The organism is Amycolatopsis sp. cmx-4-61, from assembly GCF_046548775.1.
GTDB lineage: Bacteria > Actinomycetota > Actinomycetes > Mycobacteriales > Pseudonocardiaceae > Amycolatopsis.
On record NZ_JAEBEI010000006.1, the window covers coordinates 112,489 to 127,689 of the forward strand.

Below are 15,201 nucleotides of genomic sequence, written 5' to 3' on the forward strand. Positions count from 1 at the left end.
CCGTCACTTTCACGAGAAAGTGACCACCCGGGGGCGGCACTTCCACGTGGAGTGCCGCCCCCGGAGTCGTCCCCAACCCCCACCGAAGGAATTCACCGCCATGAAGTGGAAGACACGACTCGGCGCCGGGGTCACCGCCCTGGCCGCCGTCCTGGGTGTGGTGACCGCGCCGGCGGCCACCGCCGCTCCGGCCACCGCGCTCGCCGCGCCGGACATCTCGCTGGCCAACATCAAGGGCCACCTCAACCAGCTGCAGGCCATCGCCAACAACAACGGCGGCACCCGGTCGGCCCGCGGCGGCGGGTACGCGGCCTCGGTGTCCTATGTGGAAAACCTGCTGAAGAACGCCGGGTTCACCACGACCCGGCAGACCTGCACCAGCTGCCTCGGGCAGTCCCAGAACCTGATCGCGGAGTGGCCGCAGGGTGACGCGAGCCAGGTCATCATGCTCGGCGCGCACCTCGACTCGGTCAGCGCGGGCCCGGGCATCAACGACAACGGCTCCGGCAGCGCGTCGATCCTCGAAACGGCGCTGACGCTCGCCCGCACCAACCCGGCGATGGCCAAGCGCGTCCGGTTCGCCTGGTGGGCCGACGAGGAGTCCGGCCTGGTCGGCTCGAAGTACTACGTCAACAACCTGCCGGGCACCGAGCGCACGAAGATCAAGACCTACCTCAACTTCGACATGATCGGCTCGAAGAACTGGGGCTACTTCGTCTACGACGACGTGGCCTCGATCAAGGCGGTCTTCGACGAGTACTTCGCTTCGATCGGCATCCAGACCGAGGGCGACAGCGAAGGCGACGGCCGGTCGGACCACGCGTCCTTCAAGAGCGCGGGCATCCCGGTCGGCGGCCTGGCCACCGGCGCCGGGGACATCAAGAGCTCCGCGCAGGCGCAGAAGTGGGGCGGCACCGCGGGTTCGCCGTTCGACAACTGCTACCACCGCGCCTGCGACACGACGTCGAACATCCCGGACACGCCGCTGGAGAAGAACTCCGACGCGATCGGGTACGCGCTGTGGAAGCTGGCGGTCGCCCCGACGCAGGGCAACGACTTCTCGGTGAGCCTGAACCCGGGTGCCGGAACCGTCCAGCCGGGACAGTCGCTGCAGGTCGCGGTGAACACCACGACGACGTCCGGCAGCGCGCAGTCGATCTCGCTGTCGGCGTCCGGCCTGCCCGCCGGTGCCACGGCGTCCTTCAGCCCGGCGACCATCTCCTCGGGCGGCTCCTCGACGCTGACCATCACGACGTCGTCGAGCACGCCGACCGGCACGTTCCCGATCACGGTGACCGCGGACGGCACGAACGCCGACCACACGGCGTCGTTCTCCCTCGGCGTCGGCAGCTCGTCGTGCGCGCCGGTGACCAGCTCGGCGCGGCTGGACATCCCGGACTACCCGGGGGCCGCGGTGAGCAGCACCGCGAACGTGGCGGGCTGCGCGCGCAACGCGTCCGGCACCACCAAGGTCGAGGTGCACATCACCCACACCTACCGCGGTGACCTGGTCATCGACCTCGTCGCCCCGGACGGCACGGCGTACCGGCTGAAGAACTCCAGCAGCGACTCGACGCCGAACCTCGACACGACGTACACCGTGAACGCCTCTTCCGAGGCCGCGAACGGCGCCTGGCAGCTCCGCATCCGCGACACCGGCCCGGCCGACACCGGTTACCTGTCCTCCTGGACGCTGACCGTCTGACCCCCTCAGGTGGGGCACTTCCACGTGGAAGTGCCCCACCTGGGGCCCGAGCTTTCACAGAAGGCCACAGTTGTCTAGACCACCCGTTCGTAGGTAGTCATCGGTTCCCCGCGGCGCTTATGTTGGGCGGACACGGCGTTCGCCCTCAACGACGATGGGAGCCGGAATGAAAATCCGTTGGCTCGGAACCCTTCTGACGGCGCTGCTCGCCGTCCCGCTGCTCGTGCCGGCCCCCGCGCAGGGGGCGGTGCAGGCCGACACGTGCGCGGTGAAGCCGCGGCCCGCCGGCAAAGTCCTGCAGGGCTACTGGGAAAACTGGGACGGCGCCGCGAACGGCGTCCACCCCGGGCTGGGCTGGATCCCGATCACCGACAGCCGCATGGCCCAGCACGGCTACAACGTCATCAACGCCGCCTTCCCGGTGATCCGCTCCGACGGCACCGTGTTGTGGGAGAACGGGATGGACGCCGGGGTGAAGGTGTCCACGCCCACCGAAATGTGCGCGGCGAAGGCCGCGGGCGCGACGATCCTGCTCTCCATCGGCGGCGCGGCCGCCGGGATCGACCTGTCGTCGTCGACGGTGGCGGACCGGTTCGTCGCCACGGTCGTCCCGATCCTGAAGCAGTACAACTTCGACGGGATCGACATCGACATCGAGACCGGCCTGACCGGCAGCGGCAACATCAAGACGCTTTCCGCGTCGCAGTCGAACCTGATCCGGATCATCGACGGCGTGCTCGCGCAGATGCCGGCGGGCTTCGGGCTGACGATGGCGCCGGAGACCGCGTACGTGACCGGCGGCAGCATCACCTACGGCTCGATCTGGGGCGCGTACCTGCCGATCATCAAGAAGTACGCGGACAACGGCCGGCTGTGGTGGCTGAACATGCAGTACTACAACGGGTCCATGTACGGCTGCTCCGGCGATTCGTACCAGGCCGGGACCGTGCAGGGCTTCACCGTGCAGACGCAGTGCCTGAACAACGGCCTGGTCGTGCAGGGCACGACGATCCGGGTGCCCTACGACAAGCAGGTCCCCGGCCTGCCCGCCCAGCCGGGCGCGGGCGGCGGGTACCTGTCGCCGAGCCTGGTTTCCCAGGCGTGGCGGTCGGTCCCGGGCCTCAAGGGCCTGATGGACTGGTCGATCAACTGGGACGGCTCGAAGGGCTGGACCTTCGGCGACAACGTCCGGTCCCTGCAGGGCCGCTGATCCGGTCGTGAGTGGGAAACGGTGTCAGAACCCTGTTTCCCACTCACGACCCGCCAGCTCGGAACGGACGAGCTCCAGGAGCCGGCCCAGCCAGTTGGCGCCGGTCGAGCTCCAGTACCTCGAAGCCCAGTCGTCGTAGAGCAGGCGGGCGTCCCCGGTGCCCAGCAATGTCTCCGCCATCGCCGGGTGACGCTCGAACTTGTCCCGCAGCAGCGCGGCCAGCACGCCCAGCCGGGCCACCGGCCAGCCCGCCCGCCGGGGCGCGTCCTCGCCGAGGGCCCGGGCGTCGAGGCCACGAGAGGCGGCGGCGATCCGATCGTGCCAACCGGCGTCGTCGGTGGACAGCGCCCAGTAGGCGTGCATGACGCTCGCGTACTCCCGGCCGCGGTGGACCACCGTCGCCGGGTAGTCGATCTGCAGGACCTCCAGGCCCGCGGGATCGGGCCAGCCGCTGGGGTGGACGTGCCCGCCCACGGTCAGCGGGATGGTCGTTTCCGGTCCGTCCGCCACCCGCTGCGCCCGGGTCCCGGCGGCACCGGCCTCGCTCCGGCGGAAGTAGCCGAGTGCCTGCTCGCGGACCTCCGGGGTCACCGTTATCGTCCGGCCCGCGTTCCGGGCCGGGATCGTCTCGCCCGCCTCGGCGAGCAGGATCCGCACCGGGACGTCGTTCTGGTCCATGTCGCCGAGCACGTAGATCCGCCGGTGCTCGGGCACCGCGTGGTACGACTCCCGGACGATCCCGAGGTTCGCCGGCGTCGGATCCGCGGCGTACTCCAGCAGAGCGTTCCAGCAGCGCCCGGAGGAATCCGGCCGGTCGTTGAGGTTGTCCACCTCGTCGGCGAGCTCGCCGATCACCAGCTCCGGGGTCAGCCACGACTCCAGTGCCGGCACGGTTCCCCTCGCCGTGCCGGTGATGAACAGCGGTGCGCCCTCGGGCGGGGTCAGGGTCAGCGTGCCGTCGTCGAACGCGGCGCGGAGACCGTCGAAATCGGTTGTTTCGTACTGCCAGCGGACGACGCCGTCCGCGAAGACGCCGAGCGTGGCGAGCGCGTAATGATCACCTTTGTGGACGAAGACGAGGCGTTGCCGCCCCTCGACGACGTCGCCGCCGGTCACGCGCGACGTCGGAGTGCTGTCCGGCATGCCGGCGAGCCTAACGGCAGGTCAGGAATCGCCCGCCGGGATGGGGTCGTCGTACTCCCCCGGCGGGCCGGCGTACTCGCGGGCGCCGTCCGGGAACGGCCACGGGTTCGGGACGCAGCCGTGCAGCCCGAGCGTCTGCTGCTCCATCACCGGCGCCGGTTTCCCCGGGCCGGGGCACAGCTCGTGGCCCTGGCCCAGCCGGTGGCCGGTCTCGTGGGTGACCATGTACTGCCGGTAGACGTCGAGGGCGGCTCCGTAACCCGGGACGGCGTTGGCCCAGCGGGCGACGTTGAGCACGACGTTGCTGCCGTTGCGGCAGGAGGTGTAGCTGTCCGGCGTGCCACCGCAGAGCTTGTCGCGGCTGGCCGGCGTCGCGAGGTAGATGGTGAAGTCGGCGCTGTCGGCCGGGCCGACCTGCTGCAGCCGCCACTGCCCGCCGGCGGTCCAGCCGCGCGGGTCGCCGAGGATCCCGCGGATGTCCTTGGCGAACGCGGTGGGCCCGACGCCGTCGATGTCGGTCTCGATGGCGATCCGGTAGCGCATCAGCCGGCCCGACTTCCCGGCGACTTCGGCGCTGCCGGGGGTGAACATCCACTGGCCGGAGCCGGTCCGCGGGAAGGTGACGGCGACCTCGGCGGGCGCGGGCGGCGGCACCGGCGCCCGCTCGTCCGGCGGCGGCGGGAGCGAGGTGGCGTCCCCGATGGCGGTGAGGACCGGCCCGGCCGCGGGCGCGGCCACGGGCTGTCGTTCCCCACCGCACCCGCCCACCGCCAGGGCGAGCACGGCCACCGCCGCGGCTCGTCTCGCGGATTGCGGCATGGGTCCTCCCGGGGTGCGCGGCTTCAGAAGGACATACGGCCCGGGGCGGGGAAAAGTTGCGGTGACCTGCGGTGGCGCAGCGTCACCGCAGCTCAGCACCGCCCAGTGTGACGACCACCACAGCGCCCCAAGGCGGCCTTCGGTGCGTCTCACGCACCCAAGGCGGCCTTCGGTGCGTCTCACGCACCGAAGGCCACCTTGGGGCGCTTGGGGGTCAGCTGAGGAACTTGCGCAGGACCTCGGTGACCCGGCGGATCTCCGCCGTCCGGACGTTCTCCTGCTGCGTGTGGGCCAACGTCGGGTTGCCCGGGCCGAAGTTCACCGCCGGCATGCCGCGGGCCGCGAAGCGCGCCACGTCCGTCCAGCCCAGTTTCGCCGCCGCGCGGCCGCCCGCCGCCGCCACCAGTTCCGCGGCCGCCGGGGCCGACAGGCCCGGCAGCGCGCCCGGCGAGAGGTCCACAACGGACAGTTCGTACCCGGCGAACACCTCGCGCAGGTGCCGCTCGGCCGCCGCCGGGTCGCGGTCCGGGGCGAAGCGGTGGTTCACCGTCAGCACCGCCGCGTCCGGGACGACGTTGCCCGCCACGCCACCGCCGACCGACGTCGCCTGGAGGCCTTCGCGGTAGGTGAGGCCGTCGATGTCGACGATCCGCGGCGTGTACTCCGCCAGCCGGCGCAGCGGCTCGGCGAGCGCGTGGATCGCGTTCTCGCCCATCCACGCCCGCGCGGTGTGCGCCCGCTTTCCGGACAGCCGCAGTTCGACGCGCATGGTGCCCTGGCAGCCGGCCTCGATCACGGCGTTCGACGGCTCGCCGACGATCGCCAGGTCCCCGGCCAGCCAGTCGGGCAGCTCCCGCTCGATCCGGCCGAGGCCGTTCTTGACCGCCTCGACCTCTTCGTTGTCGTAGAACACGAAAGTGACGTCGTGCTTGGGCTCCGGCAGCGTGGCGGCCAGGTGCAGGAAGACCGCGTCGCCGCCCTTCATGTCGACCGTGCCGAGGCCGTGCAGGACTTCCTCGGCACCGGAGCCTTCGCGCCGGGACGGCAGGTTGCCGTTCTCCGGCACGGTGTCCAGGTGCCCGGCGAGCACCACCCGCGACCCGCGGCCGAGGTTCGTCCGCGCGAGGACGGCGTCACCGTTGCGGACGACCTCGAGGTGCGGCGCCTGCGCCTGCAACGCTTCCTGCACCGCCGTCGCGATCTCGGCCTCGGCGCCGGACACGCTGAAGGTGTCCACGAGCGCTGCGGTCAGGTCCACGGGGTCGGCGTGCAGGTCGAGGCGCATGCCCCGCACGCTACCGTGGGAGTGTGCGTAGGTTCGGAGCCGCTGTGGGCGGCGCGGTGCTGGTCCTGGTCCTGTCGGGCTGCGGGAACGAGGCCGGCCCGGCCCCCAAGCCGCAGGCCGGGGAGCCCGGCCCGGACGCGCTGCCGGTCAAGCTCGACGCGCTGACCGTCGACCAGTGCTACGCCAGCCCGCGCACCCAGCTGCCGAAGGGCTGTGAGAAGTACGTCACCGAGGTCGGCAACGTCCCGGGCGCGGCCCGCAAGCGCGCGGCCGACCGCGACCCGCAGCTGACCGCCGAGGCCGCCGAGCTGGAGCAGGCGGTCGGGGAGTTCCGGGGCGCGGGCTGCACGACCGTCCCGGCCGCCGGTGGTCCCTGCTCGCAGGCGCTGGTCGACATCGCCGCCGCCCTCGGGGGCCTGAAGAAGCAGGTAGACGCGCGGCCCACGGGTGGTTGATCCGCGTCACTCCACTACGGTGAAGGCCGTGAGCGAGCAGAGCCCGAACCCCGAAACGACCGGCGCCAGCGGCGTCGGGCTGGCCACCGTCACGACCGACGGGACGGTCCTCGACACCTGGTACCCCCACCCCAAGCTGATCGAAGGGGGCACCGCCGGCACGGAACGCCTGAGCGCCGGCGAGGCCACCGAGCTGCTCGGCGAGGCCGCCGCGGCGCTGCTCGGCCCGGACACCGACCGCGGGGTCGAGGTCGTCGCCGTGCGCACCACGATCGGCAGGCTGGCCGACGCGCCCGCGGACACCCACGACATGTACCTGCGGCTGCACCTGCTCTCGCACCGCCTGGTCCGCCCGCACGGCCAGAACCTCGACGGCATGTTCGGCCTGCTGGCCAACGTCGTGTGGACCAACCACGGCCCGTGCCCGGTCGAAGGCTTCGAGACGACCCGGCTGCGGCTGCGCTCGCGCGGCGCGGTGACCGTCTACAGCGTCGACAAGTTCCCGCGGATGGTCGACTACGTCATGCCGTCCGGCGTGCGCATCGGCGACGCCGACCGCGTCCGGCTGGGCGCGCACCTGGCGTCCGGCACGACCGTGATGCACGAGGGGTTCGTCAACTTCAACGCGGGCACGCTGGGCGCGTCCATGGTCGAGGGCCGGATCTCGGCCGGCGTGGTCGTCGGCGACGGCTCGGACGTCGGCGGCGGCGCGTCGATCATGGGGACGCTTTCCGGTGGCGGCAAGGAGACGATCTCCCTCGGCGAGCGCTGCCTGATCGGCGCGAACGGCGGCATCGGCATCTCGCTGGGCGACGACACGGTCGTCGAGGCGGGCCTGTACGTCACGGCCGGCACCAAGGTCGTCGTCGAGGGCAAGGTCGTCAAGGCCCGCGAGCTCAACGGCATTTCGGGCGCGGTGTTCCGCCGGAACTCGGCGACCGGCGCGGTCGAGGTCGTGCCGCGGACCGGCGCCGGCGTCGAGCTGAACGCGGCGCTCCACGCCAACGACTGAGCTCGCCCCGCCTCCGAAAGCCGCGGATGACTCGTTCGGGACCCCCGCGTCCCGGATGAGTCATCCGCGACCCGCTCAGGAGCCGGAGAGCGACCAGACGTAGCCGTCCGGCCGGACCAGCACCCGGCGGCCCCCCGAAGCCTCGTAGGCCGCGTACGCGTGGCCGCCCTCGTCGACCAGGTCCGTGCCCGTCGCCACGCTTCCCGCGGGCAGGATCCGGTGGCCCGCCGTCTCCCCCTCGCCGAAGAAAAGCTCCGTCGCGTGCGGGCCGCGGAACAGCTCGAACATCCGCACCCGCTTGCCGTTCGCGTCCACCAGCGGGGCGTCCGGCGCCCGGTCGCCCGGCTGCAGCGCCCCGGTCCCCGGCGGCGACAGCGGGCCGCCCCGGTAGGTGATGTCCAGCTGCTGCGTGTCCTCGCCGCGCCGGTGGGCGTCCTCGTCGCCGTCGACGTACTTCTGCAGCAGCTCCGTCGTGACCCCCAGCACCCGGGCCGCGACCGTGCGCCGCTCGATCTCGTAGCTGTCCAGCAGCTCCGGTGCGCCGTCCGCGAGTTTCCAGCCCAGGTTGTAGCCGTCCTGGACGCCGGTGTTCAGGCCCTGCCCGCCGGTCGGCGGGTGGACGTGCGCCGCGTCGCCGGCCAGGAACACGCGGCCGTCGCGGAAGCGCGCCGCCAGGCGGACGTTCGGCCGCCACACCGTCGACCAGGCCAGGTCGGACAGCTTGACCGTGCCGCCGCTCAGCACGTCGAGCCGGGCCTGGACCGCCGGCAGCGCCGTCTCGACGTCGGTCTCGCCGTCGCCGAGCGAGGCGCCGAACTGGAAGTGCGGCGTGCCCGGCAGCGGGCTGAACATCATGCCGTTCATCGGCTCGTCCGGCGTCGCGAACCAGTGGCCGAAGTTCCGGTCGAGGCCGTCGGCCCGGACGTCGCCGAGCAGCATCCGGATCGACTCGTCCGTGCTGCCCTCGAACGCGATGCCGAGGGCCTTGCGCACGAAGCTCCTGCCGCCGTCGGCGCCGACCAGGTACGCGGCACGGACGGTCTCGCCCGTGCTCAACGTCGCCGTGACGCCGTCGGCGTCCTGCTCGAAGCCGGTCAGCGCGGTGGCGAGCTCGACGCGCACGCCGAACTCGGCCAGCCGGTCGCGCAGGATGCCCTCGGTCTGCGACTGGCCCAGGAACCAGCCGGTGGGGTACGGCCGCGACGGCGTCGGCTCGACCGGGTCGAACATCATCCGCTCGCCGACCACCTCGCCGCCGAGGTGGATCTTCATCGGCACCGGGGCCATGCCGGCGGCCAGCACCGCGTCGAGCACGCCCAGGTCCTCGAAGACCTCCAGCGTGCGCGGCTGCATCCCGTCCCCGCGCGAGCCGACGAAGTACTCCGCGGCCTTGTCGATGATCCGCACGGCGACGTCGCGCCGCGCCAGCTCGATGGCCAGCGTCAGCCCGGTCGGCCCCGCGCCGGCGATCAGCACCCGAGTGTCCATGTCACCCTCTCAGTGAATTTATGTTCAGTGAATCTGAATTCAGAATGACGCTGCTAGCGTCCCGTGTCAAGGGAGGTGGCGATGACGGCGACGAGCCGCAAGGAGAAGGCCGCGGAGACCGAGAGCGCGCTCAAGGCCGCGGCCAAGCGCGTCTTCGCCCGGAAGGGCTACCTGAACACGAAGATCACGGACATCACCGCCGAAGCGGGCCGCGCCGCGGGGTCGTTCTACAACCACTTCGCGGGCAAGGAAGAGCTGCTCGAGGCGTTGCTGGCCGACATCGCGGCGTCCGGCGACGAGAGCGCCGACAGCGAGGACCACCTGGCCGACTTCAGCGACCCGGACGCCGTGCGCTGGCACGTCGAGCAGTACTGGGAGTTCTACCGGGACAACGCCGCGACCATGCTGGCCCTGCGCCAGGCGGCCATGGTCAGCGAGACGTTCGCGCGCACGCTCGCGCAGTTCGGTGCGTCCCAGGCCGCCGACCTCGACGACCACCTCGCGCACATCACCCGGGCCGGGCTGAAGCTGCCGGCGAGCCCGGACCGGTGCGGGATGCTGATGTACAACCTGGTCGACGCGTTCGCGGCCACCTGGCTGCACGGGTCACCGCCGGACTGGACGCCGCCGTCCGACGAAGAAGCCGTCGAGCTGCTGACCCGGTTCGTCTACCGCGGCCTGACCGGCCGGGACTACTGAGTCAGGCGCTCCACGGCGGCGTCGACGCGCTCGTCGGTCGCGGTCAGCGCGACGCGGACGTGCTTGCCGCCCTTCGGGCCGTAGAACGTGCCGGGCGCGACCAGGATCCCGCGCTCGGCCAGCCAGGCGACGGTCGCCGGGGCGTCCTCGTCGCGGGTGGCCCAGAGGTAGAGGCCCGCTTCGGAGTGGTCGATGCGGAAGCCGTTGTCCAGCAACGCCTTGCGCAGGACGAGCCGGCGGCGCGCGTAGCGCTCGCGCTGGACTTCCAGGGCCTCGTCGTCGGCCAGGGCGGCGACCATGGCCTCCTGGACCGGGCGCGGCACGATCATGCCCGCGTGCTTGCGGACGTCGAGCAGCTGCTTGATCAGACGCGGGTCGCCGGTCAGGAACCCGGCGCGGTAGCTGGCCAGGTTCGCCGACTTGGACAGCGAGTGCACCGCGATCAGGCCGTCGGTCCGGCCGTCGCAGACGTCCCGGTGCAGGATCGAGAGCGGCTCGGCCTCCCAGCCGAGCGCGAGGTAGCACTCGTCGGAGACCACGACGACGTCCCGCTCGCGCGCCCACTCGACGACCTTGCGCAGGTGCTCGGCCGGGAGCACCTTGCCGGTCGGGTTGGACGGCGAGTTCAGCCAGATCATCGCCGGCTTCTGCGGGCCGAGGGCGACCGTGCTGTCGGTCCGCAGGATCGACGCGCCCGCCAGCAGCGCGCCGACCTCGTACGTGGGGTACGCCAGCTCCGGGATGACGACGACGTCGCCGGGACCGAAGCCGAGCAGCCGCGGCAGCCAGGCCACGGCCTCTTTGGACCCGATCGTCGGGAGCACGGCGTCCGGCTCGATGCCGTCGACGCCGTGCCGCCGCGAAAGCGCCCCGCGCGCGGCTTCCCGCAGTGCCGGGATGCCGTGGGTGGTCGGGTACCCGGGGATCTCGGAGACCGACGCGAGTGCCGCGCGGATGCCGTCCGGGACCGGGTCGACCGGCGTGCCGATGGAGAGGTCGACGACCCCGCCGGGATGCGCCTGCGCCGTGGCCTTGACCTCGGCGAGCGAATCCCAGGGGAAGTCGGGCAGGGCGATCCGGTTCATTCGCCCTGCGGGGGCAGCGCCTTGATGAAGGCCGGGTCGTGCGCGGTCTTGCCCACCTTGGACGCGCCGCCGGGCGAGCCCAGCTCGTCGAAGAAGTCGACGTTGGCCTTGGTGTAGTCCGACCAGTTGTCCGGGACGTCGTCCTCGTAGTAGATCGCCTCGACCGGGCAGACCGGTTCGCAGGCGCCGCAGTCGACGCACTCGTCCGGGTGGATGTACAGCATCCGCTCGCCCTCGTAGATGCAGTCCACGGGGCACTCGTCGATACACGCCTTGTCGAGCACGTCGACGCAGGGCTCGGCGATCACGTAGGTCACTGCGCACTCCTGCTTTTCTCTGCAAACAGCCAGTCGGGGCCGACACTACGCGGTTCGGGCACCCGTTCGGACGGTGAGGCAAGCCTTAGCCATACCCCGGGTACGGCGCTCACCTCGGCCGGCGGCGCGGGGGCGGGGTCGCCCGGGCGTCGCCGGTGATGACGAAGCGCGGCTTGGGGGCTTCGTCGGTGTCACCTTCGGTCTTCTTCTCCCCCACGGCCCGGTTGAACCCCTCGGAAATCTCGTCGACGAGCTTCTCGCTGTGCCGCTCGTCCTTGCGCTGGATGCCCACCGCCACCTCCTGAGGAAATCCGTTCCCGCGACGTTCACCGCCTCCGGCACAATCTAGCGGTGAACGCGCTAGAACGGCTCGAAATCACCTGCAGCAGAGCATGGCCGCCACTGGTGGCGGAACCCCTGGGTGAGTGGTCTCTGCGCTGGGCGGCCGGCTTCACCGGCCGCGCGAACAGTGCACTCGCCGTCGGCGACCCCGATCGCGAGCTCGGCGACGCCCTGGACGCGGTGTGTGACTTCGCCCACGGCCGGGGCATCGCCCCGATGGTCCAGGTGGTCCGCGACAGCCCCAACGAGCGCGCGATCGCGGCCGCGGGCTGGGTCCCGGCGGCCCACCACGGCGCCGGCCACGAGGTCGCCGTCCTCACGAAGGGGCACGTTCACGTGAAAGTGCCCCCAGCGGGTCACTTCCACTTGAACGTGGCGGACGAGCCGGAGCCGGGGTGGTGGGAGCTCGCGCTGCGGCCGGGCGAGGACTCCCCCGCCGCGCGGCAGGTCCTGACCGGCGGGAAGGTCGGCTACGGCGTCGCGACGACCGGGGACACCCTCGCCGGCGTCGTCCGGGGCGCCCTGGTCGACGACTGGCTGCACGTCGGGCGGCTCGAAGTCGCCCCGGCCTTCCGCCGCCGCGGGCTGGGCTCCGCGCTGATGGACGCGGTGCAGACGTGGGGTGCGGAACACGGGGCGGCCCACGCGGTGTTGCAGGTCGCGGAGGGGAATTCGGGCGCGCTCGCGCTCTACGCGGGGCTCGGCTACGCCCCGCACCACAGATACCGGTACTGGGTGCCCGCACCCGGCTCGTGCGAGGATTCGACGTCGTGAAGATCGTGGTAGTGGTCGGCGGAGTGGGCGGGGCCCGCTTCCTGCTGGGTGTCAAGGCGGCTCTGGGCATGGCCCCAGAGGGTGCCTCCGAGTCGGAGCACGAGGTGACGGCGCTGGTCAACACCGGCGACGACGTCTGGATGCACGGGCTGCGGATCTGTCCCGACCTGGACACCTGCATGTACACCCTGGGCGGCGGGATCGACAAAGAACGCGGCTGGGGGCACTCGGGCGAGACCTGGGTCGTCAAGGAGGAGCTGGCCGCCTACGGCGCCGAGCCGACCTGGTTCGGCCTCGGCGACAAGGACATCGCCACCCACCTGATCCGGTCGCGGATGCTGCGCGCGGGCTACCCGCTCTCGGCGGTGACCGAGGCCCTGTGCGACCGTTGGCAGCCCGGCGTCCGGCTGCTGCCGATGTCGGACGACCGCGTCGAGACGCACGTCGTGATCGACGACCCAGATCAGGACGGGCAGCAGAAGGCCGTCCACTTCCAGGAGTGGTGGGTGCGCTACCGCGCCGAGCCGAAGGCGCACTCGATCGTCGCGGTCGGCAACGACGAGGCCAAGCCCGCGCCCGGGGTGCTGGAGGCGCTCAAGGACGCGGACGCCGTGCTGTTCGCCCCGTCGAACCCGGTCGTGTCGGTCGGCACCGTGCTGGGCGTGCCCGGGGTGCGGGACGCGCTGCGCAAGACGTCCGCCGGCGTGGTCGGGGTGTCGCCGATCATCGGCGGGAAGGCGCTGCGCGGGATGGCCGACGCGTGCCTGACCGCGATCGGCGTCGAGACGTCGGCCGAGGCGGTGGGCCGGCACTACGGCTCGCGCCGGGACGGCGGCGTCCTCGACGGCTGGCTGATCGCCGAAGGCGAGACCGCGGACGTGCCGGGCGTGACCGTCCGCGACGTCCCGCTGCTGATGTCCGACGTGCACGCGACCGCGGCCATGGCCCGCGCCGCTCTCGAACTGGCTGGAGCCCCTGTTGACTGACACCGGTGACCACGCTTCCCCCAAACTGGAGATCCTGCCGGTCACCGGGCTGCCGGAGTTCCGGCCGGGCGACGACCTGACCGGCGCGATCGCGACCGCCGCGCCCTGGCTGCGCTCCGGTGACGTCCTGGTCGTGACCAGCAAGATCGTCTCGAAGGCCGAGGGCAGGCTCGTGCGCGTGCCCAGCGACCCCGAGGCCCGCGACGCCGAACGCCGGAAGCTCGTCGAGCAGGAGGCCGTGCGGATCGTCGCGCGGATCGCGCGCACGGTGATCACCCAGAACCACCTGGGGATCGTGCAGGCCGCGTCCGGGATCGACGCGTCCAACGTGGCCGGGGACGAGGTCGCGCTGCTGCCCGCGGACCCGGACGCTTCGGCGCTGGCGCTGCGCAACGGGCTGCGGGAACGGCTCGGCGTCGAGGTCGCCGTCGTCGTCACCGACACGATGGGCCGCGCGTGGCGGGTCGGGCAGACCGACGCCGCCATCGGCTCGTCCGGGCTGCGCGTGCTGCACGCCTACCGCGGCCAGATCGACGGGCAGGGCAACGAGCTCGCCGTCACCGAGGTCGCCGTCGCCGACGAGCTCGCCGCGGCCGCCGACCTGGTCAAGGGCAAGCTGGGCGGGACGCCGGTCGCGGTCGTGCGCGGGCTCTCGATCGAGGACGACGGCTCGTCCGCCCGGGACCTGGTCCGCCCGCTGGAGGAGGACCTGTTCCGGCTCGGCACCAACGAGGCCATCGCGCAGGGCCGGCGCGAAGCCGTCCCGGTCCGGCGTTCGGTGCGGCAGTTCGCCGACGAGCCGGTCTCCCCCACCTCGATCCGGCGGGCGGTGGGCTCGGCGCTGACCGCTCCCGCGCCGCACCACACGCACCCGGTGCGGTTCGTCTGGCTGCGCGACCCCGGCGTCCGGAAGAAGCTGCTGGACGCGATGCGCGAGTCGTGGCGGGCCGATCTGGAGTCCGACGACTTCACGCCGGAGCAGATCGCGAAGCGGCTCAGCCGGGGGGACATCCTGTACCGGGCCCCGGAGATCGTCATCCCGTTCCTGGTGCCGGACGGCGCCCACACCTACCGCGACGACCGCCGCAACGACTGCGAGAAGACGATGTTCACCGTGGCCGGCGGCGCCGCGGTGCAGGGCCTGCTGGTCGCGCTGGCGGCCGAAGGCCTGGGGTCGTGCTGGATCGGGTCGACGATCTTCGCCGCGGACATCGTCCGGGACGTCCTCGGCCTCGACGAGCGCTGGCAGCCGCTGGGTTCGGTCGCCATCGGCGTGCCGCTGACCGAGCCGACCCCGCGCGGACCGGCACTGGCCGGGGAAGGACTGCTGGAGCTGTGAGCCTGCACGCCGACGCCGTCGCGACGCTTTCGTCGTGGCGGCCCGCCGCCGCGGCCCAGGAGTCGCTGCGGCAGGCGTTCCTGGGGTTCCTGGCCGCCCGTCCGGACAGTTGCCGGCGCTCCTGCGAGGCCGGGCACCTGACGGCGTCGGCGGTGGTGCTCGACCACACGGGCACGCGGGTGCTGCTGACGCTGCACCCGCGCGTCGGCCGGTGGCTGCAGCTGGGCGGCCACTGCGAGCCGTCGGACACGTCGCTGGCCGGGGCGGCCCTGCGGGAGGCCACCGAGGAGTCCGGGATCCCGGGGCTGCGCCTGGCGGCGGAGCCGGTGCACCTGGACGTCCACCCGATCACCTGCTCGCTCGGGGTGCCGACGCGGCACTTCGACGTCCGCTTCGCCCTGCAAGCCCCGCCGGGTGCAGCGCCGGTGCGCAGCGACGAGTCCGACGACCTGCGGTGGTGGCCGGTGGACGCGCTGCCGGCGGGGTCGGAAGATCTCGCCGATCCGGTGAAAGCCGCGATTCCTGTCGGTGCCGGGCGATAA

The 15,201-nt window shown here is 72.2% G+C and carries 16 protein-coding genes; 9 read left to right on the plus strand and 7 right to left on the minus strand.

Annotation, left to right across the window (positions count from 1 at the left end; genetic code table 11):
* The first annotated feature begins 100 nt into the window (after nt 1-100).
* Together ACLJOU_RS19470 and ACLJOU_RS19475 are read left to right on the plus strand one after the other, a co-directional pair.
* On the plus strand, nt 101-1,705 hold the full coding sequence (locus tag ACLJOU_RS19470) for a M28 family metallopeptidase (RefSeq protein WP_410569063.1): 1,605 nt from the start codon (nt 101-103) through the stop codon (nt 1,703-1,705).
* A gap of 166 nt (nt 1,706-1,871) precedes the next feature.
* On the plus strand, nt 1,872-2,915 hold the full coding sequence (locus ACLJOU_RS19475) for a chitinase (RefSeq protein WP_410569064.1): 1,044 nt from the start codon (nt 1,872-1,874) through the stop codon (nt 2,913-2,915).
* 24 nt (nt 2,916-2,939) lie between these two features.
* Here the strand turns inward: ACLJOU_RS19475 and ACLJOU_RS19480 are convergent, their stop codons facing one another.
* The 3 genes from ACLJOU_RS19480 to dapE form a co-directional block, all read right to left on the minus strand.
* The gene (locus tag ACLJOU_RS19480; protein ID WP_410569065.1) at nt 2,940-4,058 is read right to left on the minus strand and encodes an NADAR family protein; all 1,119 of its coding nucleotides are present in this window, start codon (nt 4,056-4,058) and stop codon (nt 2,940-2,942) included.
* Between the two features lie 21 nt (nt 4,059-4,079).
* Entirely contained in the window at nt 4,080-4,877 is a 798-nt protein-coding gene (locus tag ACLJOU_RS19485) for a DUF3152 domain-containing protein (protein ID WP_410569066.1), read from the minus strand.
* Between the two features lie 214 nt (nt 4,878-5,091).
* Nucleotides 5,092-6,162, minus strand: coding sequence for a succinyl-diaminopimelate desuccinylase (gene dapE / locus ACLJOU_RS19490; protein ID WP_410569067.1), 1,071 nt, complete (start codon nt 6,160-6,162; stop codon nt 5,092-5,094).
* A 44-nt stretch (nt 6,163-6,206) separates the two neighbouring features.
* Here dapE and ACLJOU_RS19495 point away from each other — a divergent pair, with 44 nt between their 5' ends.
* On the plus strand, nt 6,207-6,617 hold the full coding sequence (locus ACLJOU_RS19495; protein ID WP_410569323.1) for a hypothetical protein: 411 nt from the start codon (nt 6,207-6,209) through the stop codon (nt 6,615-6,617).
* Nucleotides 6,618-6,645: 28 nt separating this feature from the next.
* Complete coding sequence (dapD, locus tag ACLJOU_RS19500) at nt 6,646-7,629, plus strand: 2,3,4,5-tetrahydropyridine-2,6-dicarboxylate N-succinyltransferase (protein WP_410569068.1); 984 nt, start codon at nt 6,646-6,648, stop codon at nt 7,627-7,629.
* A 75-nt stretch (nt 7,630-7,704) separates the two neighbouring features.
* On the opposite strand, the gene ACLJOU_RS19505 is transcribed toward dapD, so the two are convergent.
* Nucleotides 7,705-9,117: an FAD-dependent monooxygenase gene (locus ACLJOU_RS19505; RefSeq protein WP_410569069.1), complete on the minus strand. Its 1,413-nt coding sequence runs from the start codon at nt 9,115-9,117 to the stop codon at nt 7,705-7,707.
* An 81-nt stretch (nt 9,118-9,198) separates the two neighbouring features.
* On the opposite strand from ACLJOU_RS19505, the gene ACLJOU_RS19510 reads away from it, so the two are divergent.
* The gene (locus ACLJOU_RS19510) at nt 9,199-9,816 is read left to right on the plus strand and encodes a TetR/AcrR family transcriptional regulator (RefSeq protein ID WP_410569070.1); all 618 of its coding nucleotides are present in this window, start codon (nt 9,199-9,201) and stop codon (nt 9,814-9,816) included.
* Here the strand turns inward: ACLJOU_RS19510 and dapC are convergent.
* The 3 genes from dapC to ACLJOU_RS19525 form a co-directional block, all read right to left on the minus strand.
* Complete coding sequence (gene dapC / locus ACLJOU_RS19515; protein WP_410569071.1) at nt 9,810-10,901, minus strand: succinyldiaminopimelate transaminase; 1,092 nt, start codon at nt 10,899-10,901, stop codon at nt 9,810-9,812. The two genes, ACLJOU_RS19510 and dapC, sit on opposite strands and share 7 nt — an antisense overlap.
* Nucleotides 10,898-11,218: a ferredoxin gene (fdxA, locus tag ACLJOU_RS19520; RefSeq protein ID WP_003083029.1), complete on the minus strand. Its 321-nt coding sequence runs from the start codon at nt 11,216-11,218 to the stop codon at nt 10,898-10,900. Before fdxA ends, dapC begins: the two co-directional genes overlap by 4 nt.
* Before the next feature lie 109 nt (nt 11,219-11,327).
* Complete coding sequence (locus tag ACLJOU_RS19525) at nt 11,328-11,510, minus strand: hypothetical protein (protein WP_410569324.1); 183 nt, start codon at nt 11,508-11,510, stop codon at nt 11,328-11,330.
* 59 nt (nt 11,511-11,569) lie between these two features.
* Between ACLJOU_RS19525 and ACLJOU_RS19530 the strand changes: the two genes are divergently transcribed.
* Genes ACLJOU_RS19530 through ACLJOU_RS19545 form a run of 4 tightly spaced genes read left to right on the plus strand, consistent with a single transcriptional unit; the run spans nt 11,570 to nt 15,201 of the window.
* The gene (locus tag ACLJOU_RS19530) at nt 11,570-12,334 is read left to right on the plus strand and encodes a GNAT family N-acetyltransferase (RefSeq protein ID WP_410569072.1); all 765 of its coding nucleotides are present in this window, start codon (nt 11,570-11,572) and stop codon (nt 12,332-12,334) included.
* The gene (gene cofD / locus ACLJOU_RS19535) at nt 12,331-13,320 is read left to right on the plus strand and encodes a 2-phospho-L-lactate transferase (RefSeq protein ID WP_410569073.1); all 990 of its coding nucleotides are present in this window, start codon (nt 12,331-12,333) and stop codon (nt 13,318-13,320) included. Before ACLJOU_RS19530 ends, cofD begins: the two co-directional genes overlap by 4 nt.
* On the plus strand, nt 13,313-14,659 hold the full coding sequence (locus ACLJOU_RS19540) for a coenzyme F420-0:L-glutamate ligase (RefSeq protein ID WP_410569074.1): 1,347 nt from the start codon (nt 13,313-13,315) through the stop codon (nt 14,657-14,659). The genes cofD and ACLJOU_RS19540 overlap by 8 nt, the downstream gene beginning before the upstream one ends.
* The gene (locus ACLJOU_RS19545; protein ID WP_410569075.1) at nt 14,656-15,201 is read left to right on the plus strand and encodes an NUDIX hydrolase; all 546 of its coding nucleotides are present in this window, start codon (nt 14,656-14,658) and stop codon (nt 15,199-15,201) included. The genes ACLJOU_RS19540 and ACLJOU_RS19545 overlap by 4 nt, the downstream gene beginning before the upstream one ends.